This is a genomic window from Cupriavidus sp. 05L310, assembly GCF_056398185.1.
The window spans coordinates 117,205-139,039 of sequence record NZ_JBFTOX010000009.1; the positions used below are offsets into that span (position 1 = coordinate 117,205).

The 21,835-nt window shown below is 66.3% G+C and carries 20 protein-coding genes and 1 tRNA gene; 11 read left to right on the forward strand and 10 right to left on the reverse strand.

Annotation, left to right across the window (positions count from 1 at the left end):
- Positions 1 to 34: 34 nt before the first annotated feature.
- Both gmk and AC1DS6_RS08730 read right to left on the reverse strand, forming a co-directional pair.
- On the reverse strand, positions 35 to 688 hold the full coding sequence (gene gmk / locus AC1DS6_RS08725) for a guanylate kinase (protein WP_045238629.1): 654 nt from the start codon (positions 686 to 688) through the stop codon (positions 35 to 37).
- Positions 689 to 693: 5 nt separating this feature from the next.
- Entirely contained in the window at positions 694 to 1,635 is a 942-nt protein-coding gene (locus AC1DS6_RS08730) for a YicC/YloC family endoribonuclease (RefSeq protein ID WP_441632096.1), read from the reverse strand.
- A 178-nt stretch (positions 1,636 to 1,813) separates the two neighbouring features.
- Here AC1DS6_RS08730 and AC1DS6_RS08735 point away from each other — a divergent pair, with 178 nt between their 5' ends.
- The 5 genes from AC1DS6_RS08735 (at position 1,814) to hemW (ending at position 6,711) form a co-directional block, all read left to right on the forward strand.
- Complete coding sequence (locus AC1DS6_RS08735) at positions 1,814 to 2,866, forward strand: serine/threonine protein kinase (RefSeq protein ID WP_441632098.1); 1,053 nt, start codon at positions 1,814 to 1,816, stop codon at positions 2,864 to 2,866.
- 168 nt (positions 2,867 to 3,034) lie between these two features.
- On the forward strand, positions 3,035 to 3,949 hold the full coding sequence (locus AC1DS6_RS08740; RefSeq protein ID WP_035859458.1) for a PP2C family protein-serine/threonine phosphatase: 915 nt from the start codon (positions 3,035 to 3,037) through the stop codon (positions 3,947 to 3,949).
- Between the two features lie 173 nt (positions 3,950 to 4,122).
- Complete coding sequence (gene rph, locus AC1DS6_RS08745) at positions 4,123 to 4,842, forward strand: ribonuclease PH (protein WP_477102442.1); 720 nt, start codon at positions 4,123 to 4,125, stop codon at positions 4,840 to 4,842.
- Between the two features lie 13 nt (positions 4,843 to 4,855).
- Positions 4,856 to 5,473 (forward strand): RdgB/HAM1 family non-canonical purine NTP pyrophosphatase, encoded by a 618-nt coding sequence (rdgB, locus tag AC1DS6_RS08750; RefSeq protein ID WP_441632100.1) that lies wholly within the window; start codon positions 4,856 to 4,858, stop codon positions 5,471 to 5,473.
- Positions 5,470 to 6,711, forward strand: coding sequence for a radical SAM family heme chaperone HemW (gene hemW / locus AC1DS6_RS08755; protein ID WP_477102443.1), 1,242 nt, complete (start codon positions 5,470 to 5,472; stop codon positions 6,709 to 6,711). Before rdgB ends, hemW begins: the two co-directional genes overlap by 4 nt.
- An 89-nt stretch (positions 6,712 to 6,800) precedes the next feature.
- Here hemW and AC1DS6_RS08760 read toward each other — a convergent pair whose 3' ends face one another.
- Positions 6,801 to 7,316 (reverse strand): outer membrane lipoprotein, encoded by a 516-nt coding sequence (locus AC1DS6_RS08760; RefSeq protein ID WP_441632104.1) that lies wholly within the window; start codon positions 7,314 to 7,316, stop codon positions 6,801 to 6,803.
- A 284-nt stretch (positions 7,317 to 7,600) separates the two neighbouring features.
- On the opposite strand from AC1DS6_RS08760, the gene AC1DS6_RS08765 reads away from it, so the two are divergent.
- Positions 7,601 to 7,690 (forward strand) — tRNA-Ser (locus AC1DS6_RS08765).
- A gap of 51 nt (positions 7,691 to 7,741) precedes the next feature.
- Here AC1DS6_RS08765 and AC1DS6_RS08770 read toward each other — a convergent pair.
- The 3 genes from AC1DS6_RS08770 to gudD all read right to left on the reverse strand — a co-directional run bounded on the left by AC1DS6_RS08770 (position 7,742) and on the right by gudD (position 10,719).
- Positions 7,742 to 8,116, reverse strand: a complete 375-nt coding sequence (locus tag AC1DS6_RS08770; protein ID WP_441632106.1) for a hypothetical protein — start codon at positions 8,114 to 8,116, stop codon at positions 7,742 to 7,744.
- Between the two features lie 146 nt (positions 8,117 to 8,262).
- Entirely contained in the window at positions 8,263 to 9,216 is a 954-nt protein-coding gene (locus AC1DS6_RS08775; RefSeq protein WP_477102460.1) for a Bug family tripartite tricarboxylate transporter substrate binding protein, read from the reverse strand.
- A gap of 135 nt (positions 9,217 to 9,351) precedes the next feature.
- Positions 9,352 to 10,719, reverse strand: coding sequence for a glucarate dehydratase (gene gudD / locus AC1DS6_RS08780; RefSeq protein ID WP_477102444.1), 1,368 nt, complete (start codon positions 10,717 to 10,719; stop codon positions 9,352 to 9,354).
- 221 nt (positions 10,720 to 10,940) lie between these two features.
- Between gudD and AC1DS6_RS08785 the strand changes: the two genes are divergently transcribed.
- Together AC1DS6_RS08785 and AC1DS6_RS08790 are read left to right on the forward strand one after the other, a co-directional pair.
- Positions 10,941 to 11,687: a FadR/GntR family transcriptional regulator gene (locus AC1DS6_RS08785; RefSeq protein WP_045238638.1), complete on the forward strand. Its 747-nt coding sequence runs from the start codon at positions 10,941 to 10,943 to the stop codon at positions 11,685 to 11,687.
- A 292-nt stretch (positions 11,688 to 11,979) separates the two neighbouring features.
- On the forward strand, positions 11,980 to 13,557 hold the full coding sequence (locus tag AC1DS6_RS08790) for an aldehyde dehydrogenase (NADP(+)) (RefSeq protein ID WP_477102445.1): 1,578 nt from the start codon (positions 11,980 to 11,982) through the stop codon (positions 13,555 to 13,557).
- 68 nt (positions 13,558 to 13,625) lie between these two features.
- Here AC1DS6_RS08790 and AC1DS6_RS08795 read toward each other — a convergent pair whose 3' ends face one another.
- From AC1DS6_RS08795 to AC1DS6_RS08810, 4 genes are all read right to left on the reverse strand, one after another.
- Complete coding sequence (locus AC1DS6_RS08795) at positions 13,626 to 14,801, reverse strand: osmoprotectant ABC transporter ATP-binding protein OsmV (RefSeq protein ID WP_477102446.1); 1,176 nt, start codon at positions 14,799 to 14,801, stop codon at positions 13,626 to 13,628.
- A 2-nt stretch (positions 14,802 to 14,803) separates the two neighbouring features.
- Entirely contained in the window at positions 14,804 to 15,451 is a 648-nt protein-coding gene (locus tag AC1DS6_RS08800; protein WP_441632114.1) for an ABC transporter permease, read from the reverse strand.
- Positions 15,452 to 15,461: 10 nt separating this feature from the next.
- The gene (locus tag AC1DS6_RS08805; RefSeq protein ID WP_441632139.1) at positions 15,462 to 16,346 is read right to left on the reverse strand and encodes a glycine betaine ABC transporter substrate-binding protein; all 885 of its coding nucleotides are present in this window, start codon (positions 16,344 to 16,346) and stop codon (positions 15,462 to 15,464) included.
- 80 nt (positions 16,347 to 16,426) lie between these two features.
- Positions 16,427 to 17,143 carry an ABC transporter permease gene (locus AC1DS6_RS08810; RefSeq protein WP_477102447.1) on the reverse strand — a complete coding sequence of 239 codons (717 nt, stop codon included), beginning with the start codon at positions 17,141 to 17,143 and terminating at the stop codon, positions 16,427 to 16,429.
- Between the two features lie 680 nt (positions 17,144 to 17,823).
- On the opposite strand from AC1DS6_RS08810, the gene AC1DS6_RS08815 reads away from it, so the two are divergent.
- The 3 genes from AC1DS6_RS08815 (at position 17,824) to AC1DS6_RS08825 (ending at position 21,829) form a co-directional block, all read left to right on the forward strand.
- Complete coding sequence (locus AC1DS6_RS08815) at positions 17,824 to 18,753, forward strand: pirin family protein (protein WP_477102448.1); 930 nt, start codon at positions 17,824 to 17,826, stop codon at positions 18,751 to 18,753.
- A gap of 408 nt (positions 18,754 to 19,161) precedes the next feature.
- Entirely contained in the window at positions 19,162 to 20,736 is a 1,575-nt protein-coding gene (locus tag AC1DS6_RS08820; RefSeq protein WP_441632120.1) for an ABC transporter ATP-binding protein, read from the forward strand.
- Positions 20,729 to 21,829, forward strand: coding sequence for an ABC transporter permease (locus tag AC1DS6_RS08825; RefSeq protein WP_441632122.1), 1,101 nt, complete (start codon positions 20,729 to 20,731; stop codon positions 21,827 to 21,829). The genes AC1DS6_RS08820 and AC1DS6_RS08825 overlap by 8 nt, the downstream gene beginning before the upstream one ends.
- Positions 21,830 to 21,835 lie beyond the last annotated feature (6 nt).

Below are 21,835 nucleotides of genomic sequence, written 5' to 3' on the forward strand. Positions count from 1 at the left end.
CACGCGGCAAGAAACGTTCCCGCCGCGCTCCGGATCAGTGAATACCGAGCTCGATGAAGAGGTCGGCGTGACGCGCCTTTTGCGACGAAAAACGCAGACGGGTAGCACGTATCACGCTGCGCAGTTGTTCGAGCGCCTGCTCGAAAACCTCGTTGATGATGACATAGTCCGACTCGGAAGCGTGGGCCATTTCGCTGCCGGCCGCCAGCAGGCGGCGCGTGATCACGTTGGGCTCGTCCTGGCCGCGCTTGTTCAGGCGCTCTTCCAGCGCTTGCAGCGACGGCGGCAGGATGAAGATCTCCATGGCGTTGGAAAAGCGCTGGTGCACCTGCTGCGCGCCCTGCCAGTCGATTTCCAGCAGCACATCGTTGCCCTGGGCCATCTGCTGCTCGATCCAGACCCGGGAAGTGGCGTAGTAATTGCCGTGCACCTCGGCCCACTCGAGAAATTCGCCGCGATCGCGCGCGGCGCGGAAGGCGTCCACCGTGGTGAAGTGGTATTCGCGGCCATCCTGCTCGCCCGGCCGTGGCGCGCGCGTGGTGTGCGAGATAGACAGGCGGATGGCCTGGTCCTGCGCCAGCAGCGCGTTGACCAGCGTGGACTTGCCGGCACCGGAGGGCGCCACCACCATGAACAGGTTGCCGGGATAGGCTGTATCGATTGCGACGTGGGACGACGTTTCACTCATGATGATTATTCTAGGTTCTGAATCTGTTCTCGCATCTGCTCGATCAGCAGCTTGAGTTCCATGGCGGCATCGGCCAGCTCCTTGGCCGCGGCCTTGGAGCCCAGCGTGTTGGCTTCGCGATTGAGCTCCTGCATCATGAAATCGAGCCGCTTGCCGGCCTGCCCGCCCTTCTTGAGGATATGGCGGGTTTCGTTCAGGTGCGCCTGCAGGCGCGACAGCTCTTCGGCGATGTCGATGCGGATGCCGTAGACCGTGGCTTCCTGGCGGATGCGCTCGCCGATTTCATCGCGGCTCATCGATGGCATGCCGTTCGATGCCACCAGGTTGAACGCCTCCTGCAGGCGCTCAGTCAGCTTTTCCTGTTGGCAGGCGATCAGCTGCGGGATCGTCGGCGTCAGGCGCGCGACGATGGCCAGCATGGCCTCGATCCGTTCGTCCAGCGTGGCCTTGAGCGCATCGCCTTCGCGGCGGCGCGCTTCGAGCAACTGGGCCAGCGCTTCCTTGGCCGCGCCCGTCACCGCCTCGCGCAACGCGTCCTGCGACAGTTCGGGCTCGACCAGCACGCCCGGCCAGCGCAGGATCTCGCCCATGCGCAGCGAGCCAGCCTCGGAAAAGGTGGCGGCCACGGTGGTTTCGATCGAGCGGATCTGCGCCAGCAGGGCGTCGTTGAGCGCCAGCGTGGTGCCACCGGCACCGGCATCGGCGCGCTGCAGGTTGATGCGGCACTCCAGCTTGCCGCGCGACAGCTTCGCCATGAGCATTTCCCGCAGGGCCGGCTCGAAGGCGCGGCACTCTTCGGGAGCCCGGAAAAACAGGTCGAGGAAGCGCGAGTTGACGGTGCGGAACTCCACCGAGACGGAAGCCGTCCTGCCGGTGGGCACGCCATGCGCGTCGGTCAGCGGCGCCTGGCGGGTCGCCAGGCCGTAGCCGGTCATGCTGTGAATCATTGAGTAGTCTCGCGAAATGGCCATCCGGCCGCATGCGTTCAGACGGCGCGGGGAGCTGGCAGCCCCGCATCCGCGCCGGCCGAACGCCGAAAAGAGAGCCAAAAATGGCCGCTATTGTGTTCTTTACAAGTCATCGATTAGTCAGGACAATCCGGAGGCAATCAAGGTCCCGAATCCTATGACAGAGTCCAAGGGCGCATCACCTCCGAAGAGCGCACCGCTGCCCATCGGCACGCTGCTGTCCAACTACCGTATTGTAAAGAAGTTGGCCAGCGGGGGGTTCAGTTTCGTCTACCTTGCCACCGACGAGACCGGCTCTCCCGTTGCGATCAAGGAGTACCTCCCGTCGTCCCTGGCTCGCCGCAAACCCGGCGAACTGATCCCCGTGGTGCCGGAAGAAAGCGCCGCTTCATTCCGCCTGGGGCTCAAGTATTTCTTCGAGGAAGGCCGCTCGCTGGCCCGCATTTCCCATCCCAGCGTGGTGCGCGTGGTGAATTTCTTCCGCGAGAATTCCACCGTCTACATGGTGATGAACTACGAGCTGGGCAAGACGCTGCAGGAACACATCCTGCACGCCCGCCAGCAAGGCCGCGCCAAGGTATTGCGCGAACACTTCATCCGCAAGGTCTTCCACGACCTGATGAGCGGTCTGCGCGAAGTGCATATCCACAAGCTGCTGCACCTCGATATCAAGCCCGGCAACATCTATCTGCGCGAGGACGAGTCGCCCATCCTGCTGGATTTCGGCGCTGCGCGCCAGATCCTGACGATGGAAGCGTCGCGCTTCCAGCCCATGTACACGCCAGGCTTTGCCGCGCCCGAACTCTACGGCAAGCATTCCGAACTGGGGCCGTGGACCGACATCTACAGCCTCGGGGCCACGCTCTATGCCTGCATGGCCGGCATGCCGCCGCAGGAGGCGAACCAGCGCGAAAAAGATGATCGCATGGCGGACTCCATCACCCGGCTGCGCACCAGCTACACCAATGGCCTGGTGGACCTGGTCGAATGGTGCCTGCGCCTGACGCCATCCGAACGGCCGCAGAGCGTGTTCCGGCTGCAGAAGGAGTTGCGCGAACAGACCAATGCGCTGGGCGAACAGGCGGCCGCACCGGCCACCTCCGCGGCCGCCGAGCGTCCCCTTGCCAGCCGGTTCCTCACCCTGCTGCGCAAGCGCGAAGAACCCGCCGCGGGCATCCATGCCAAAGAGGCCGGCACAGGCGCCGAATGATGCACACGATACATCTACCCGCGTCTGACGCGTGCTCTGCGCTCCGGCCTGCTCCGCCATCCCCTACCATCATGGGAGCCGTCGCCCCGCTGCCCTGCCACACCCAGCGCCGATCGGGCACAAAAGCGGCGCCGCCGTCTCCCGAAAACTGATTTCCCTACAGCCACCATGCGATTCTCCGTCTATCAGGAAAGCAGAAAAGGCGGCCGCCGCATCAACCAGGACCGCATGGGCTATTGCTTCACGCGGGATGCCCTGTTGATGGTCCTGGCCGATGGCCTGGGCGGCCACGCTTTAGGCGAAGTCGCCGCGCAGCAAGCCTTGCAGACCCTGGCGCGCCAGTTCCAGGCCCAGGCCCGGCCCTCGATCCGCAATCCTGCCGATTTCCTGCAGGACACCATCATGCTGGCCCACCGGGAAATCCACCGCTATGCCGAAGCCAACCGGCTGGCCGATGTCCCCCGCACCACCGTGGTCTGCTGCCTGGTCCAGAATGGCCAGATCCACTGGGCCCACGCCGGCGACTCACGGCTGTACCTGGTGCGCAAGGGCGCCCTGCTGACCCGCACGCGCGACCACTCCAAGATCGAAAACCTGCTGCAGCAGGAACGCGTGCTGCCGATGCAGGTGGCAAACCACCCCGAGCGCAACAAGCTGTACAACTGCCTCGGCTCCCCCAACCTGCCGCTGATCGACATCGGCGGCCCGCTGCGGCTGGAGCCCGGCGACGTCGCGCTGCTATGCTCGGACGGGCTCTGGGGCAGCATTGAAGAACAGCTCCTGGTTGACAAAGTGACCCACCTGTCGGTGGTGCACGCCATCCCCGACCTGATCGAACAAGCGCTGCACAATGCGGGCGACGGCGCCGACAACACCACCGCGATCGCCATGATGTGGGAACTCGACGCACACCTTTCCAACGAGGACTCGGTCGCCACCGAGACCCTGCCGCTCAACACCTTTACCACCTCCATCCTCGAGAACAACGGCGGCGACACCGACCTGCTGTCAGAGGAGGAAATCGAACGCTCCATCGCCGAGATCCGCGCGGCGATCGACAAGACGAGCAACTTCATGCGTTAAGCGTTCCGGGCGGCCTGCGAAACCTGCCGCCCATACCGGACGGAAGTACCGCCCGCGCCGCAATGGCGCGGGAATTTGCGGTTCGCCGAGGGCCGAATCGAAGCCGGATGGGCACGCGCAGCCCCGCGGCGTTAAAATCCGTGTCCTGAACCGATTCCCGAGAAAACCCACACATGCGACCGAGCGGACGCGCAGCCGATGCGCTGCGCCCTATCACCCTGACCCGACACTACACCCGCCACGCCGAAGGCTCCGTCCTGAGTGCCTTTGGCGATACCAAGGTGCTGTGCACCGCCAGCGTGCTGGCCAAGGTGCCGCCGCACAAGAAGGGCAGTGGCGAAGGCTGGGTCACCGCCGAGTACGGCATGCTGCCGCGCGCCACCCATACGCGCTCCGACCGTGAGGCCGCCCGCGGCAAGCAGACCGGGCGCACCCAGGAAATCCAGCGCCTGATCGGCCGCGCCATGCGCTCGGTGTTCGACCTGTCCGCGCTGGGCGAGTACACCATCCAACTGGACTGCGACGTGCTGCAGGCCGACGGCGGCACCCGCACCGCAGCCATCACCGGCGCCTTCGTGGCCGCCCATGACGCCATTTCCGCGATGCTGCGGGACGGCCAGCTCAAGACCAGCCCGATCCGCGATTTCGTCGCCGCCGTCTCGGTAGGCATGGTGGACGGCGTGGCCGTGCTCGACCTGGACTATGCCGAAGACAGCAACTGCGACACCGACATGAACGTGGTGATGACCGGCAGCGGCGGCTTCGTCGAAGTGCAAGGCACGGCCGAAGGCGTGCCGTTCAGCCGCGCCGACCTCGATGCGATGACCCGTATTGCCGAGCAGGGCATCGCTGAACTGGTGGCGCACCAGCGCCGTGCGCTCGGCCTGGCCTGATACGGTGAACGCCATGCAACGCCTGGTCCTCGCCTCCAACAACCCCGGCAAGCTCGGCGAGTTTGGCGCGCTGCTGGCGCCGCTCGGCTTCGAGGTGATACCGCAGGGACAACTCGGCATCGACGAGGCCGAGGAACCCTTCGCCACCTTCGTCGAAAACGCCCTTACCAAAGCGCGCCACGCCAGCCGCCTGTCCAGCCTGCCCGCGCTGGCCGATGATTCCGGCATCTGCGTCGACGCGTTGGATGGCGCGCCGGGCGTCTACTCCGCGCGTTATGCGCAACTGGTAGGCAAGCCGAAATCCGACGCCGCCAACAATGCGCACCTCATCTCGCAACTCGCCGGCAAGCTGAACCGCCGTGCCTACTACTACTGCGTGCTGGTGCTGGTGCGCCATGCCGAGGATCCGCGCCCCGTCATCGCCGAAGGCGTATGGTCCGGCGAGGTGGTCGACGCACCGCGCGGCAACGCCGGCTTTGGCTACGATCCGCACTTCATGCTGCCCCAGCTGGGCAAGACAGCGGCCGAACTGAGCCCCGCGGAAAAGAATGCGATCAGCCATCGCGCGCTGGCGCTCAAGGCGCTGACCGAACGCCTGCAGGCGGACGGCATCACGCCCGGCTGCCCATGATCCCGATCGTTCCCATCGCGTCGACCGGCACCCCCCCTGCCGATACCAAGTCGCTGTGGCTGCAGCCTGGCCAGATCTCCCTGCCCGCCTCGCCGCCGCTGTCGCTCTATGTGCATATCCCCTGGTGCGTGCGCAAGTGTCCGTACTGCGACTTCAACTCGCATGCGGTGCCCGGCGCGGCGGACAGCCACGACATTCCGGAAGATGCCTACCTGGATGCGCTGCGCGCCGACCTGGAGCAATCGCTGCCCTTGGTATGGGGCCGCCCCGTGCACACGGTCTTTATCGGCGGTGGCACGCCCAGCCTGCTGTCGGCCGCCGGCATGGACCGGCTGCTCTCGGACATTCGCGCGCTCTTGCCGCTCGACGCCGACGCCGAGATCACCATGGAGGCCAACCCCGGCACCTTCGAGGCGGAGCGTTTCGCCAGCTATCGGGCCAGCGGCATCAACCGCCTGTCGATCGGCATCCAGAGCTTCAACGACCGCCATCTCGCCGCGCTCGGCCGCATCCACGGTGGCGACGAAGCGCGCGCCGCGATCGGCATCGCGCTGGACAATTTCGACAACGTCAATCTCGACCTGATGTACGCGCTGCCAGGCCAGACCCTGGCGGATTGCGCGCAGGACCTGGAAACGGCGCTGTCGTTCAACACCACGCACCTGTCGCTCTACCATCTGACGCTGGAGCCGAACACGCTGTTCGCCAAATTCCCCCCGGCCCTGCCCGACGACGACAGCGCCTACGAAATGCAGGACCTGGTCGAAGCGCGCACCGCCCAGGCCGGCTACCGGCACTATGAAACCTCGGCCTACGGCAAGCCGCATCGCGAAGCGCGCCACAACCTGAACTACTGGCGCTTCGGCGACTACCTCGGCATCGGGGCCGGCGCGCACGGCAAGCTCTCCTTCCCGCACCGGGTACTGCGCCAGATGCGCCACAAGCATCCGGCCACCTATATGGCACAGTCCATGGCCGGCAATGCCGTGCAAGAGCAGCACGACGTCGGCGCGTCCGACCTGCCCTTCGAGTTCATGCTGAACGCGCTGCGCCTTACCGACGGCGTGCCGGCCAGCACGTTCTTCGACCACACCGGGCTGCCGCTGCACACCATCAGCCGCGAACTGGCCGCGGCCGAGAAAAAGGGCCTGCTCGAAGCCGATCTCGCCACCATCAAGCCCACCGAACTCGGCCGGCGTTTCCTGAACGACCTGCAGGAGATGTTCCTGAAGGGGTGACGCCAGACGCCTTGCAGCAGACAGGAAAACGGCCACCCGAGGGTGGCCGTTTTCCTGTCGAAATGCTTGACGCGATACCCGCGTCCCGGTCAATACGGCATCGCCATGTCGTTGGCGACCTGCGCACGGGAACCGATGCGCAAGCTACTGACATCGCGCTGCGTCACCGTGGCCAGACGGCCATCGTCTAACCGCACATTGACGCGATAGACGGTCTCGGTGCTGCTGCCGGCGCGCTTCTCGATCTGGTTGCCCGCCAAGCCACCCGCTACCGCACCGCCGATGGTCGCAATGGTATTGCCGGTACCCCCGCCGACCTGGTGCCCCAGCAGGCCACCGGCGACGCCGCCGATGACCGTGCCGAGCACGCCCGAACTGTTCTTCTGGGTGGTCACCGGCTCGATCGACTCGACCCGGCCATGAAACACCGAACCCGCCGGCGCCTGGTAGGTATTCGTGGCCGGCGCCGGGGGCGGCGTCTGGTACCCAGCCTGCGGCGGCGGAGCGCCATAGCCGCCGCCATAGCCGCCGCCCGGCGCCGCGCAACCCGCCAACCCGGTCAACGCGGCGGCCGCCGCTACGCCCAACAGAATCTTGCCCTTCATCAGTTATCCTCTTCGATTGCCTGCAAATGCATGGAACAGGGGGACGCGCCACCCCGGCGCGCGCCCTCATGAATGATAGGAGCGCCGAGCCTGAAAGAAGGTTCCGCCGCGTCCGACAGACACCGACAAGACACCGACAAGACAACATTGCACAACATGCGCAACCAAGCGTCCCCGCCCTTGCTATAATGCGCGGCGCTGGCCGTTGCGCCTGCGTCAATGCAGCATGAAGCACGAGCGGGAACCTCCCCCTGTTCGCGCTACAATGCCTGCACTTTCTTACCGGAAGCGTGGCCGAGTGGTTTAAGGCAGCAGTCTTGAAAACTGCCGATGGGGTGACCCATCCGTGAGTTCGAATCTCACCGCTTCCGCCAGATTTTCCGCTCGCGAATGCAGCCATCCCGATTGAGCGAAACGGCAAACGGTCACTCCGGTTCGCCGGGCTCCGTCAACAAGCGGTACGCCTCCTCCTGCGATATATCCAGCCGATAGTGCCGCGCCAGCATCCGCGCGAAATAATGCGCGGCGCCGGGCTCGCAGTGCCTGAGCTGCTCGCGATAGGCCTCCAGCTCGAAACGCAGGCGCCAGCGCGGGCTGAGCAGGTAGAACACGCCCATCAGTCCCCCCGAGCGCCAGAACTGCCGCACGTGCACCTTCTCATGCTCGATCAGCGCATGGCTGACGCCAGGCCGCACCAGGATCAGCGGCCCCGGCGCGAAGCCGTCGAACCCACGCGGAATCAGCCACCGGGACTCTGTCTCGATCAGCAGGCAGGGCGGCGATTTGCAGAACCGGATCATGGGGGGCGCCAGCGGCGGGGCAGCGCAAAGCGCGCGTGGCCCAAGCCTATCAGGTTGCGCGCGCCCGCGTCCGAATCCGCTCCGCAAATGAAAACACCCCGCAGACAGGCGGGGCAAAGAGCAACGCTTGCGCCGATACCGCGAACCTAGTCGATGCTGATCTTGCCGGCTTCGATCACGGCCTTCCAGCGCTGGAGTTCCTGCTTCTCGAATTGTTCGAACTGCTCGGGCGTGTTGGCGACCACCTCGAAACCGTTCTCGGCCAGTTTCTGCCGCATCTGGGGCTCATTGAGCGCGCCGACCAGGGCGGCATGCAGCTTGGCCTTGATGTCCTTCGGCAGCCCCCGCGGCGCCGCCACGCCTTGCCACGAATACACATCGACGTCCTTCACGCCACTCTCCGCCATGGTGGGCACGTTCGGCAACACGGACGAGCGCTTGTCGCCAGTTACCGCCAGCGCCTTCAGCTTGCCGCTGCGAATATGCTGGAGCACCGCGTTCACGTTCTGGAACGAGACATCCACCTGTCCGGCAAGCAGGTCGGAGATGGCCGGCGCCCCGCCCTTATAGGGAACATGGAGTCCGTCGGTACCGGATTTCTGCCAGAACAACGCGGCCGTCAGGTGGTCGGACGAGCCGGCTCCGGAACTGGCAAATGCGACCTTGCCAGGATTCTTCTTCATGTACGCAACCAGTTCCTGCAGGTTCTTCGCCGGGAAATCGGGCTTGGTGACCAGCACATTGGGCGCACGCACGGCAACCGTCAACAGGTCGAAGTCCTTGGCCGGGTCGTAGCCAAGATTCTTCTGCAGGAAGGGGTTCACCGCGTAGACGCCGATCGACGCTACCAGCAAGGTGTAGCCATCCGCGGGCGCGCGCTTGACCATGGTCGCGCCGATGGCCCCGGTGGCGCCCGGGCGGTTGTCCACCACGAAGGGCTGGCCCAGCTTCTCATTGAGCGGCACCGCCAGCATGCGCGCGATGGTGTCGGTGGAGCCCCCGGCCGGGAACGGCACCACGACCGAGACGGCCTTCTGGGGCCATGCCGTCGATGCGACGGCGGTGCCGGCGGCCGCCAGCACCGTCACGGCTGCGATCATGGCGGTGGTCAACCGGCGCAGCACGCGGTACGTGGGCGCAGCTGTGGTGCCGGTCATGCGGGACCGGTCGTCAGTCTTGAACATCGTTGTCTCCTCGCTTTTGAGTGGTATTTCTTGTGTCCGGATGGTGCGCGCTCACCGGACCATGCACGGCGCCTTATTGTTGAAGGTCCAACCCGGGATCAGGAATTGCATGGCAGCCGCATCGTCGCGCGCGCCCAGTCCCATGTTCTTGTAGCGCTCGTGCGCCAGCGCCACCTGCTCCATATCGAGTTCGACGCCGAGGCCCGGCTGGCTCGGCACGGCTACCTTGCCGTTCTCGATCTTCAGCGGCGCTTTGGTCAGGCGCTCGCCGTCCTGCCAGATCCAGTGCGTATCGATCGCGGTGACGCGGCCCGGCGCGGCAGCGGCCACATGGGTGAACATGGCCAGCGAAATATCGAAATGGTTGTTGGAGTGCGAGCCCCAGGTCAGGCCCCATTCGGCGCACATCTGCGCAACCCGCACCGAGCCTTGCATGGTCCAGAAATGCGGATCGGCCAACGGGATATCGACCGACTGCAGGCGCACTGCGTGGCCCATCTGGCGCCAGTCGGTCGCAACCATGTTTGTGGCGGTGGGCAGGCCGGTGGCGGTGCGGAACTCGGCCATGACCTCGCGGCCCGAAAAACCATCCTCCGCGCCGCACGGATCTTCGGCATAGGCCAGTACGCCATGCTTGTCGCGGCACAGGCGCACGGCTTCGGCCAGCGACCACGCGCCGTTGGGGTCCAGCGTGATACGCGCCCTGGGGAAGCGTTCGGCGAGCGCCAGGATGGCTTCCATCTCTTCATCGCCGCGCAGCACGCCGCCCTTGAGCTTGAAGTCGTTGAAGCCGTAGCGCGCATAGGCGGCCTCAGCCAGTCGTACCACGCCTTCGGCGCTCATAGCCGCCTCGTTGCGCAAGCGGAACCACTCGTTGTCCGCCTCCGGTTCGCTGCGATAGCCGAGCGTGGTGCAGTTGCGGTCGCCGATATAGAACAGGTAGCCCAACATCTCCACCGCATCGCGTTGCTGGCCCTCGCCAAGCAGGGCCGCTACCGGCACGCCGAGGTGCTTGCCGAGCAGGTCCAGCAGGGCCGCTTCCAGCGCGGTGACGGCATGGATGGTGATGCGCAGGTCGAAGGTCTGCAGGCCGCGCCCGCCCGCATCGCGGCTGGCAAAGGCGCTGCGTACGCGATTGAGCAAGGCCTGGTGATTGCCGATCGATTGCCCCACGATGAGTTCCCGCGCATCCTCCAGGGTCTGGCGGATCGCTTCGCCGCCCGGCACTTCGCCAACGCCGGTATTCCCCGCGCTGTCTTTGAGGATGACGATATTGCGGGTGAAGAACGGACCGTGGGCACCCGACAGGTTCATCAGCATGCTGTCGTGGCCGGCTACCGGCACCACGGTGAGTTCGGTGACGACGGGCGTGCCTGCGACTGGCGCGGCGCGGGTAGCGGAGATGGATGTCTGGATCATGTGGAATTCCGGCGGAAAGAGCAGGCACGGCCCCTGGCGGCTGCGGCTCTTACGGGTTGTCTCGGTCTGGCTGCCCGGTTGCTGCCGGGTACCAGTTCGTCAGTGCTGGCCGGGCCTGGAATTGAATTAGAGGCACGAGACACCTGTTATCGGTCGTCATATAACTTACGACGCAGTATAATGAGCCCATCGAGATCCGGTCAAGCCCCCTGCCCACTATCATGTCAAACCCGATGTTTGCCTCCACCACCCCGCTGCGGCGCCGCGGCCGCACGCTTGCCGAAGAGGCGGTGAGCAACCTGAGCGAGCGCATCCAGCAAGGCCTGCTCAAGCCGGGCGACAAGCTGCCGACCGAATCCGAGATCATGGCCGCGCTCGGCGTCAGCCGCACCGTGGTGCGCGAAGCGCTGTCGCGGCTGCAAGCCAGCGGCCTGGTCGAGACCCGCCACGGCATCGGCACCTTCGTGCTGGCGCGCAGTACCGAGAACGGCTCGCCCTTCCGCATCGACCCCGCCACCATGGGGACCGCCATGGACGTGCTGGCCATGCTGGAATTCCGCGTCAGCCTGGAAGCCGAGGCCGCCAGCCTGGCGGCGTCCCGGCGCAGCGACGAGCAGCTGGCGGCAATGCGCCGTGCGCTCGACGAACTCAAGCGCACGGCGGCTGGCGGCGAGGATTCGGTGGGGGCTGACTTCGAGTTTCACCTCGTCATTGCGCGCGCTACCGGCAATCGCTACTTCACCGACATCATGGGGCATCTCGGCACCATGGTGATCCCGCGCAGCCGGCTGCACGTCAGCGCGCAGGAGCGCGAGCAATATCTCGAGCGCGTCAATATCGAGCACGAGAATATCTACGATGCCATCGAGCGGCGCGACCCCGAAGGCGCCAAGGCCGCCATGCGCATGCACCTGACCAACAGCCGCGAGCGGCTGCGCAAGGCGTCGGCGGCGGTGGAAGCAAGCTAAAGACTGGTGGTCTGGAGAACCCCGACGGAATCGGGGTTTTCCTGCTTGCTATTAACGCATTGTATGTTGTAGGATGTCTTACAATAAAACCGATGAGATCCTGGCGCTGCTCGCTGGCCCCGCAGTGTTCGCACAGAGCCACATGGGCGCGCCCGCGCAACTACCGTCTGTCGCGCCAGCCAGTGCCTCGAATCGATGCGAGCCACTCGCAAGACAACCCGGAAGTCCCGCTCGCGCTGCCGCGCGGGCACCCTCTTGATCCTTGATCGCAGTTGAAAAGCAGGAAACGCTCATGACCATCACCGGCGAAATGCTGATCGGCGCCAGCGCAGTGCGCGGCACCACCAAGATCCTCCATGCCACCAACCCGGCCACGGGGGAAACGCTCGCACCGGAATTCCATGGCGGCGGCGCCGCCGAGGCCGAGCGCGCCTGCGTGCTGGCCGAAGCCGCGTTCGACACTTACCGGAACACCTCGCCGGAAACCCGCGCGCGGTTCCTGGAGTCCATCGCCAACGGCCTGGAAGCCCTGGGCGACACGCTGATCGAGCGCGCCCACGCCGAAAGCGCGCTGCCGATCGCGCGCCTGCAGGGCGAACGCGCACGCACCGCCGGCCAGTTGCGCCTGTTCGCGAGCGTGCTGCGCGATGGCCGCTGGCAATCCGCCACGCTCGACTCCGCCCTGCCGGAGCGCACGCCGCCGCGCCCCGACCTGCGCCTGCAGAAGATCGCTATCGGGCCGGTAGCCGTATTCGGCGCCAGCAACTTCCCGCTGGCGTTCTCGGTGGCGGGCGGCGATACCGCGTCGGCGCTGGCTGCGGGCTGCCCGGTCATCGTGAAAGCGCATTCGGCCCACCTCGGCACCTCCGAGCTGGTCGGCCGCGTGATCCAGAAGGCCGTGGCGGACGCCGGGCTGCCCGAAGGCGTGTTCTCGCTGCTGGTCGGCGCGGGCGTTGCCGTGGGCACGGCCCTGGTGGCGCATCCTTCGATCCAGGCAGTGGGCTTTACCGGCTCGCGCAGCGGCGGCCTGGCGCTGGTGCAGACGGCCAACAGCCGGCCCCAGCCGATCCCCGTCTATGCGGAGATGAGCAGCATCAACCCGGTGTTCCTGCTGCCGGCGGCGCTGGCCGCCCGCGGCGCGGAGATCGCGCGCAACCTGGTGGATTCGCTGGTGATGGGCGTGGGCCAGTTCTGCACCAACCCCGGCCTGTTGCTGGCCGTGGAAAGCCCGGCGCTGGATGGGTTCCGCCAGGGCGCGATTGCGGCGCTGGCGGAGAAAGCCGCCGCCACCATGCTGACGCCCGGCATCTGCCAGGCTTACGACAACGGCGTGGCCCAGCTCGGCGACATCGAAGGACTGCGCCGCATCGGCAGCGGCAAGCCAGCGAGCGGCCCCAACCAGGCCCGCCCTGCGCTGTTCGAAACCACGGCTGAACGCTTCCTCGCAGACCATCGCATGGAAGCCGAAGTATTTGGCCCGTCCTCGGTACTGGTCGTGTGCCGCGACCACGAGGAAATGCTGGCGGTGGCACGCCGGCTCGAAGGCCAGCTTACCGCCACCGTGCAAGCGGATGCGGGTGACCGCGCCGACGCCGGCAGCCTGCTGACGGTGCTGGAGCGCAAGGCTGGGCGCGTGCTGTTCAATGGCTATCCGACCGGGGTGGAAGTGTCCTATGCGATGGTCCATGGCGGCCCCTTCCCCGCCACGTCGGATACGCGCGCCACCTCGGTCGGCGCTTCCTCGATCGAGCGCTTCCTGCGCCCCGTGTGCTATCAGAACGTGCCTGCGGAACTGCTGCCGCCGGCGCTGCAGGACGGCAACCCGTTGAAGGCGTGGCGTCTCACTGACGGACAACTGGCGCGCGACTGACATTACGCACAGCCGTAAAAAAGGGCCGGTAATCCCGGCCCGTTTCCATTTCGCGCGGCACGCGTTGCCTACGCTGCAATACGCTCGATCGCGGCCGGCGCCTGCGGCGGCTGGATCACCGGCGCGTTACCGCGAGAGCGGCCCGAGCTGAGATAGTCGGCAATCGATTCCTGCGTGACTTCGCCAAGATAGACACCATCGGCATCCACCACCGGCAGCCAGCTCGTGTTGTGCTGGTACATGCGCGAAAGCACGATGCGCAGGTGCTCGTCGAACGCGGCGGTCGCCATGAACGGCCGCATCGCATTCGCGCACACCCCTTGCCCCGTGCGCGCGTCGCGCCGCGTGACGTAGCCCAGCGCGCGCTGCGTCTCGTCCACCACCGGCAGGTGGCGCACATCGGCGTCGTCCATGATGCCGAAAGCCTGCGCCAGCGGCATGTCCGGGCTGCAGGTCTGCGCCATGGTGGCGGCATCGCCGGCGCGCACCAGCAGCAGGCGCTTGAGCGTATTGTCGTGGCCGATGAAGGCCTGCACGAAATCGTCGGCCGGACGCGCCAGCAGTGCGTCGGGATGGTCGAATTGCACCAGCTTGCCGCCGCGGAATACGGCCACGCGGTCGCCCAGCTTGATGGCCTCGTCGATGTCGTGCGAAACCATGATCACGGTCTTGCCGAGCTGGCGCTGCATCTGGAAGAACTCGTTCTGGATGCTCTCGCGATTGATCGGGTCGACGGCGCCGAAGGGTTCGTCCATCAGCAACACGGGCGCATCCGCCGCGAGCGCGCGGATCACGCCGATGCGCTGCTGCTGGCCGCCCGACAATTCCCGCGGATAGCGCGTGAGCATCTTGTCGGGATCGAGTTGCACCATCGACATCAGTTCGCGCGCGCGCTCGCGGCAGCGCTTCTTGTCCCAGCCCAGCAGGCGCGGCACGACCATGATGTTCTCCTCGATGGTCATGTTCGGGAACAGGCCGATCTGCTGGATCACGTAGCCGATCTTGCGGCGCAGCGTGACTTCGTCCACGCGGGTGGTGTCCTCGCCGTCGATCAGGACGCGGCCGGAGCTGGGCTGGATCAGGCGGTTGATCATCTTGAGCGTGGTGGTCTTGCCGCAGCCAGAGGGGCCGAGGAAGACGCAGATCTCGCCCTTGGGCACCGTGAGCGAAACGGCATCGACGGCGCGTACTTCCGCGCCATCCTTTTGCCTGAAGGTCTTGGTGAGTTGTTCGAGTTCAATCATGTTCAGCGAATTCCTTTCGGTGTCAGCGCCCGCTGCAACCACTGCAGGCAGGCATCGGCCACGATGGCGAGCACGCTGACCAGCACCGCGCCGATCGCCAGCTTGCTCATGTTGCTCTGGCTGATCGCTTGCAGGATCAGCACCCCAAGGCCACCCGCGCCGATGATGGCGGCGATGGTGGCCACGCCGATGTTCATCACCACGGCGGTACGCACGCCGCCGAGGATGACGGGCACGGCCAGCGGCAGGTCCACCAGCCGCATGCGCTGCCAGGTGGTCATGCCGATGCCGCGGCCGGCTTCCTGGATGCCGTCGTCGACGTTGGCAAGCGCCACGCAGGTATTGCGCATGATCGGCAGCAGCGAATAGAGAAACACCGCGGTCACCGCCGGCACATAGCCGAGCGCGTGGCCGAAGCGGGCGAAGATCGGGATCATCAGGCCGAACAGCGCGATCGACGGCAGGGTCAGCACGATGGTGGCCAGCGTCAGCAGCGGCGTGGCGAGGAAGCGGAAGCGCGCGCACAGGATGCCCAGCGGCACGCCCACCACGATGGCCAGCCCCACCGCGGAGCCCACCAGCGCCAGATGCTGTCCGGTTAGCTTGAGCAATGTTGGCCAGCTATGTTGAAGGTAAGTCAGCAATTCCATGCGCCCCTCCTCAGATCAGGCCGTGGCCGCGCAGGAATTCCTGCGCCACCTTGTCGACCGGCTGCTGGCCGATATCGACCTTGTAGTTCATCTCGGTCATGGCCTCGTTGTCGAGCTTGGCCGACAGCGCATTGAGCAGGCCCGCGATCTCGGGATGCTTGTCCAGCGTCGCCTTGCGCACAACGGGCACGGCGTTGTATGCGGGGAAGAAGTGCTGGTCGTCCTCCAGCAGCACGAGGTCGAAGCCCTTGACGCGGCCATCGGTGGTGTACACCAGGCCGAGCTCCACCTGGTCGTTCTTCAGCGCCGTATAGACCAGGCCGGGATCGAGCTGGATCACGTCACGCCGCGAGAACGGCAGCTTGTAGAGCGTCTTGAGCGGCTCCAGGCCGTCGGGGCGCGCGGCGAATTCCATGTCGACCGCGAACGGATGCGCGGTGCCTTCCGCGGCGGCCTGCATCTTCCCGGCGAAGGCCGACAGCGTGGTCACGCCGGCGGCTTCGGCGCGCTTGCGCGGCATCGCCAGTGCATAGGTGTTGTTGATGCCCGAGGCGTCGAGCCACATCAGGCCGCGGGCGGCGTCCAGCGTCCTGACGCGCTCGTAGCTTTCCCTGGCTTCGAGCTTTTCCTCGACCTTGTTGAACACGATCAGCGCCGTGCCGGTGTAATCCCACACCACGTCGAGCTGGCCGCTTTCCATGGCCTGGCGCATCAGCGTGCTGCCCAGGCCGGAAGTCAGCTCGGTGGCAAGGCCTTTGGCCTGCAGGTACTGGGACGTCATCGACGACAGGATCAGCTGCTCGGTGAAGTTCTTGCCGCCTACACGAACGGGATCGGCATGCGCCGGCAGCGCCAGGGCTGCCAGTGCGGCGAGCACGGCGAGACTTGCCAGCATGCGTGCCTGGCCGCGGGCCGCGCGGGCCAGCGCGCTTGTGATGAAATGCATCGGGTTTTCCTTCATGTTCGGTGCGCGCATCAGCGCGCCAGCCCGCGGCGGCGCAGGTAGCAGTAGCCGGCGGCGGCGAACAGGCCGTCGAGGGCAAGCGCCAGCAGCGCGGTGGCCGCGGCGCCCAGCAGCAGCAAAGGCTGATTGTTCAGGTAGATGCCGGGGAAGATCAGTTCGCCCAGGCTGTTGGCGCCGATCAGGAAGGACAGCGGCACCGTCCCGACATTGATCACCAGGCTGATACGCACGCCCGCCAGGATCACCGGCAGCGCATTGGGCAATTCGACCCGGAACAGGCGCTGCATCGAGGTCATGCCAAGGCCGCGCGCGGCCTCGGTCAACGCCGGCGATACGCCGCGCAGACCCTCGCAGGTATTGCGCACGATCGGCAGCAGCGAGGCCAGCCAGAGCGCCAGGATGGCGGGCCGCTCGCCAATGCCGAGCACAGCCAGGGCAAGCGCCAGCACTGCCAGCGACGGCACGGTGTTGCCGATATTGAAGACTTGCATCAGGCGATCGGCCCAGCGGCGCATGCAGGGCCGGCTCAGGCCGATGCCGGCCGGAATTCCGGTGGCCAGGGCCAGCGCCATCGACCACGCCACTAGGCGCAGGTGGTCGGCCGCGTCGTACCACAGGCGGTCCTGGTACTGCCGGATGACGTCGACACCGATCCACGCGACCAGACCGGCCAGCGCGGCGAGCGCAAAACATCCCCAGGCCAGTGCCTGTTTGGATTGCTTGGACATATTCCCCTCTCTCCGCATGCCGCATGTGGGCATGAAGAGCCACATCCGGATTGACGGACGAACAAATGGGCACGGGCGGGTGCAATGGGGGCCGCCGGCCCTGACTAGATTGCCTTGCCCGCCATGACCGGCAGATGAGCCGGTGGACGGGCGCCGGGTTCCACGCGCGGAGGCGGGAAACCCAATTGACGGGACGCCATGCCGGTGAAGGCTGGGATCCCTGGAGCGGCGCAACCCGCTGCAAGGTGCAGAAACGGGAGGCCAGTGGCGGCGCAAATTTGGTGGTTCCGACGCGCCGCCGGATCAATCGGCCGGTGCCGCACACGGGTGGCTTGGGCGGGATGCAAGCTGGTTAAGACGCTTGCCCGGACCCTGCCAACCCGAGATGACTACGCAACATCGGATGACAACGAGATCGCTATTATACCCATTTACACCGATCTTGTCATCATCTCGTTTCCACACCGCTTTCTGCCCGCGTTTATCAGCCTTCGTCCGATACCTCCGCGAGGCTCGCGCTGTTCCAGAATTGATCTACCTATGACCTCCGATCGTGCCATTGGCAGAACAATCTGTTGTCCGGATGCCCTCTACCGGTTTTGGCCCAAACCCTTAAATTGGGAGGGTAGCCAACGGGCTCGGGCGCCATTGCCGCCAGCCCCGCCAACAGGAGATTCATCATGGAACAACGCACTACCGCCCCCATCGTCCCGGCCACCGCCGTGGAGACCGTGCAGCGCTCGCGCGCGGTCGACCGCGTGGTGCGGGGCATCGCCACCTCGGATGGCGCCGGCGTCAAACTCACGCGCGTGCTCACGCAGAACCTGCAGCGCCGGCTGGACCCGTTCCTGATGCTGGACGCCTTCGGCACCGATAGCCGCGACGACTACATCGGCGGCTTCCCCGATCACCCGCATCGCGGCTTCGAAACCATCACCTATATGCTGGCCGGCCGCATGCGCCATCGCGACAGCGCCGGCAACGAGGGCCTGCTGGAAAATGGCGGTGCCCAGTGGATGGTGGCCGGCGCCGGCGTGGTGCATTCGGAGATGCCCGAGCAGGAGGACGGCCGCATGGAAGGCTTCCAGCTGTGGCTGAACCTGCCCGCCGCCGACAAGATGACAGCGCCGTGGTACCGCGATCTGCCAGCCGCCGCCGTGCCCACCGTGGCACTGCCGGATGGCGCCATGGTACGGGTGCTGGCAGGGGCTTCGCACGGCGTGGCAGGTGCGGTGACGCGTCCGGTCACGGAACCGCTCTACCTGGACGTGACGCTGCCCGCCGGGCAGCGCTTCTCCCAGGTGCTGCCGGCCAGGCATAACGCCTTCCTGTACGTCTACCGCGGCGAGATCGCGGTCGGCGCGGGAGACAACGCGGCCGTGCTGGAAGCGCAGCGCATGGGCGTGCTGGACAACCCGGCAGGCGCGGACGGCGTGACGGTCAGCGCCAGCGCCGATGCGCGCTTCCTGCTGATCGCGGGCCGGCCGCTGGGCGAGCCGATCGTGCAATATGGGCCGTTCGTGATGAACACCCAGGAGCAGATCTACCAGACGCTGGCGGATTTCCGCGAAGGCCGCTTCAACCAGATCGCGGTCGGCAAAGGCGCCTGACGCGCCAGTTACCGCCGGGGCCGCCCCCGGCGGACCATGCGCCGGAGCGCCCTGCTCCGGCCGCTGCCGCGCCTCCCCGCTTCCCTCGTCTTCCCCCCAGCCTCTCCCGATTGCGCCGCTTGCGGGCCATGTTGTCCACCTTACGCCCCAGAGGCGGCAGCCCGGCCGCGCCATGTGCCCGGCATGCGACTTGCAACCTGCCTGTATCCATTGCGGGGCCGAGAAAACTGTCCTGGACAGGCCGTCCGAACCCCGCACACTTATATAATCCACGGTTAATAAACGGCATCACCAGCCAGTGATGGTTGCTGCAATGCGTAACGGCGATCCTGCCCCACGCACTGCAGGAGGTGCTGCCCGATACGAACATTGATCCACGTTGCTGCCATAACAACTCGAGCCGCCTCAGTGACCTTAAGTACAACCCCAAGGCTGGCGCTTGCCCATATCAGCAAGCGCTACCCCGGCGTGACCGCCAACGACGATGTGTCCCTCGTCGTCGCCCCCGGCGAAATCCACGCCGTGCTCGGCGAGAACGGCGCCGGCAAGTCCACCCTGATGAAGATCATCTTTGGCGCGGTCAAACCCGACGCCGGCGATATGCACTTCAACGGTGCGCCCGCCGCCATCCACAATCCGCACGACGCCCGCAACCTGGGCATCGCCATGGTGTTCCAGCACTTCTCGCTGTTCGATACGCTGACCGTCACCGAGAACATCGCGCTCGGCCTGCCCAGGGCAAGCAAGGCCGCCGGCGCCACCAACATGAAGCAGCTGGCCGAGCAGATCCGCGAAACGGCGGAGCGTTACGGCCTGCCGCTGGAGCCCAACCGCCATGTGCACACCTTGTCGGTGGGCGAGCGCCAGCGCGTGGAGATCGTGCGCGCGCTGCTGGCAAAACCGCAGCTGCTGATCCTGGACGAGCCCACTTCCGTGCTGACGCCGCAGGCGGTGCAGACGCTGTTCGTCACGCTGCGCCAGCTCGCCGCGGAAGGCACCAGCATCCTCTACATCAGCCACAAGCTCGACGAGATCCGCGAGCTTTGCCATAGCGCCACCGTGATGCGCATGGGCCGTGTCACCGGCGTGTGCGATCCGCGCCAGGAGAGCGCGGCTTCGCTGTCGCGCCTGATGATCGGCGGCGAGCCGCCGCGCGAAGCGCGCGTGCAGACGGAACCCGGCGCGTGCCGGCTCGCGGTGCGCGAACTGTCCCTGCCGCGCGCGCATGCCTTCGCCACGGAGCTGTCCGGCATCTCGCTGGATCTGCATGCCGGCGAAATCGTCGGCATCGCCGGTGTGTCCGGCAACGGCCAGCAGGAATTGCTGGCGGCGCTGTCGGGCGAGGACGTCCGCGCGGAACGCAACGCCATCGCGCTGGACGGCAAGCCGGTGGGCAGGCTGGACGCTCGCCAGCGCCGCCGCGCCGGCCTGGCCTTCGTGCCGGAAGAGCGCCTGGGCCGCGGCGCCGTCCCGGGCATGAGCCTGGCGGCCAATATCCTGCTCTCGCACCAGTCCGCGCCCTATGTGCTGCGCGGCATGATATCGCCCAGGGCGGCGGCCGGGCTGGCGCAAGCCGTGATCGGCCGCTTTCGCGTCAAGGCAAGCGGGCCGGACGCGCTGGCCAAGAGCCTGTCGGGCGGCAACCTGCAGAAATTCATCGTTGGCCGCGAGATAGAGAGCGGCCCCAAGGTGTTGATCGTGGCCCAGCCGACCTGGGGCGTGGACGTTGGCGCCGCGGCGCAGATCCACAACGAGTTGCTGGCGCTCAAGGCCACCGGCTGCGCCTTGCTGGTGGTGTCCGAGGAACTGGACGAACTGTTCGCCATCTGCGATCGCCTGCACGTGATCGCCAAGGGCCGGCTATCGCCGTCGATCCCCACCCAGGACGCCACGCGCGAACAGGTCGGGCTGTGGATGAGCGGCTTGTGGGAAGGCGGGCCAGGCGGCCGTCGCGAACAACAGGAGGCCGCGCTCCATGGCTGATTTCCTGTTTCGCTCGCCCGTGTCGCTGGCGCCGCGCGGGCTGCCCTCGCGGCGCATGGCCTACGCTTCCCCTTTCATTGCGCTGGCGCTGACGCTCGCCTTCGGCGCCCTGCTCTTCCTGCTGCTCGGCAAGGATCCGGTGGCCGCGCTCAAGGTCTTCCTGGTCGATCCGCTCAAGGACCGCCGCGCCATCGGCGAGGTGCTGCTCAAGACCGTACCGCTGGTGCTTTGCGCGCTCGGCCTTTCCGTGTGCTACCGCGCCAATATCTGGAACATCGGCGCCGACGGCCAGTTGATCCTCGGCGGCATTTTCGCCGGCGCCACGGTGCTGTACTTCGACGTGCCCGGCAATGGCGTCAACGGCTCCGTGGTGCTGGTGCTGGCTTCGCTGGCCGGCGTGGTCGGCGGCATGTTCTGGGCATCGATCACCGCGGCGCTCAAGGACAAGTTCAACGCCAACGAGATCCTGGTGTCGCTGATGCTGACCTATATCGCGCAGCAGCTGATGCTGTACGTGGTCAATGGTCCGCTGAAGGATCCCAACGGCATGAACTTCCCGCAGTCCAAGGTGTTCTCCAGCGAATTCCTGCTGCCCAACCTGCTGTCGGGCTCGCGCCTGCACGCGGGCTTTGCGGTGATGCTGGTGCTGGTGGCGGTGATGACCGTCTTCATCTTCCGCAGCTTCGCGGGCTACCGGCTGCAGGTGGGCGGCACCGCGCCGGCGGCGGCGCGCTATGCGGGCTTCTCGGCGCGCCGTTCGCTGTGGAGCGCGCTGATGATCTCGGGCGGCACCGCCGGCCTGGCGGGCGCCTTCGAAGTGACCGGCCCGATCGGGCAGTTGCTGCCGTCGATCTCGCCCGGCTACGGCTTCACCGCGATCATCGTCGCCTTCGTCGGCCGCCTGCATCCGGTGGGCACCGTATTCGGGGGCATCGTCATGTCGCTGTTCTATATCGGCGGCGAAATGGCCCAGTCCCGGCTGGGCCTGCCTTCGGCGATCGGCTCGGTGTTCCAGGGCATGCTGCTGTTCTTCCTGCTGGCCAGCGATACGCTGATCGACAACCGCCTGCGCTGGCGCGCCAAGGCCGCCTGAGCGGAG

Bases quoted from the DNA above. Each gene is read 5' to 3' on its own strand.
- gmk (WP_045238629.1), bottom strand. From the start codon at position 688: ATGAGTGAAACGTCGTCCCACGTCGCAATCGATACAGCCTATCCCGGC.
- AC1DS6_RS08730 (WP_441632096.1), bottom strand. From the start codon at position 1,635: ATGATTCACAGCATGACCGGCTACGGCCTGGCGACCCGCCAGGCGCCG.
- AC1DS6_RS08735 (WP_441632098.1), top strand. From the start codon at position 1,814: ATGACAGAGTCCAAGGGCGCATCACCTCCGAAGAGCGCACCGCTGCCC.
- AC1DS6_RS08740 (WP_035859458.1), top strand. From the start codon at position 3,035: ATGCGATTCTCCGTCTATCAGGAAAGCAGAAAAGGCGGCCGCCGCATC.
- rph (WP_477102442.1), top strand. From the start codon at position 4,123: ATGCGACCGAGCGGACGCGCAGCCGATGCGCTGCGCCCTATCACCCTG.
- rdgB (WP_441632100.1), top strand. From the start codon at position 4,856: ATGCAACGCCTGGTCCTCGCCTCCAACAACCCCGGCAAGCTCGGCGAG.
- hemW (WP_477102443.1), top strand. From the start codon at position 5,470: ATGATCCCGATCGTTCCCATCGCGTCGACCGGCACCCCCCCTGCCGAT.
- AC1DS6_RS08760 (WP_441632104.1), bottom strand. From the start codon at position 7,316: ATGAAGGGCAAGATTCTGTTGGGCGTAGCGGCGGCCGCCGCGTTGACC.
- AC1DS6_RS08770 (WP_441632106.1), bottom strand. From the start codon at position 8,116: ATGATCCGGTTCTGCAAATCGCCGCCCTGCCTGCTGATCGAGACAGAG.
- AC1DS6_RS08775 (WP_477102460.1), bottom strand. From the start codon at position 9,216: ATGATCGCAGCCGTGACGGTGCTGGCGGCCGCCGGCACCGCCGTCGCA.
- gudD (WP_477102444.1), bottom strand. From the start codon at position 10,719: ATGATCCAGACATCCATCTCCGCTACCCGCGCCGCGCCAGTCGCAGGC.
- AC1DS6_RS08785 (WP_045238638.1), top strand. From the start codon at position 10,941: ATGTCAAACCCGATGTTTGCCTCCACCACCCCGCTGCGGCGCCGCGGC.
- AC1DS6_RS08790 (WP_477102445.1), top strand. From the start codon at position 11,980: ATGACCATCACCGGCGAAATGCTGATCGGCGCCAGCGCAGTGCGCGGC.
- AC1DS6_RS08795 (WP_477102446.1), bottom strand. From the start codon at position 14,801: ATGATTGAACTCGAACAACTCACCAAGACCTTCAGGCAAAAGGATGGC.
- AC1DS6_RS08800 (WP_441632114.1), bottom strand. From the start codon at position 15,451: ATGGAATTGCTGACTTACCTTCAACATAGCTGGCCAACATTGCTCAAG.
- AC1DS6_RS08805 (WP_441632139.1), bottom strand. From the start codon at position 16,346: ATGCTGGCAAGTCTCGCCGTGCTCGCCGCACTGGCAGCCCTGGCGCTG.
- AC1DS6_RS08810 (WP_477102447.1), bottom strand. From the start codon at position 17,143: ATGTCCAAGCAATCCAAACAGGCACTGGCCTGGGGATGTTTTGCGCTC.
- AC1DS6_RS08815 (WP_477102448.1), top strand. From the start codon at position 17,824: ATGGAACAACGCACTACCGCCCCCATCGTCCCGGCCACCGCCGTGGAG.
- AC1DS6_RS08825 (WP_441632122.1), top strand. From the start codon at position 20,729: ATGGCTGATTTCCTGTTTCGCTCGCCCGTGTCGCTGGCGCCGCGCGGG.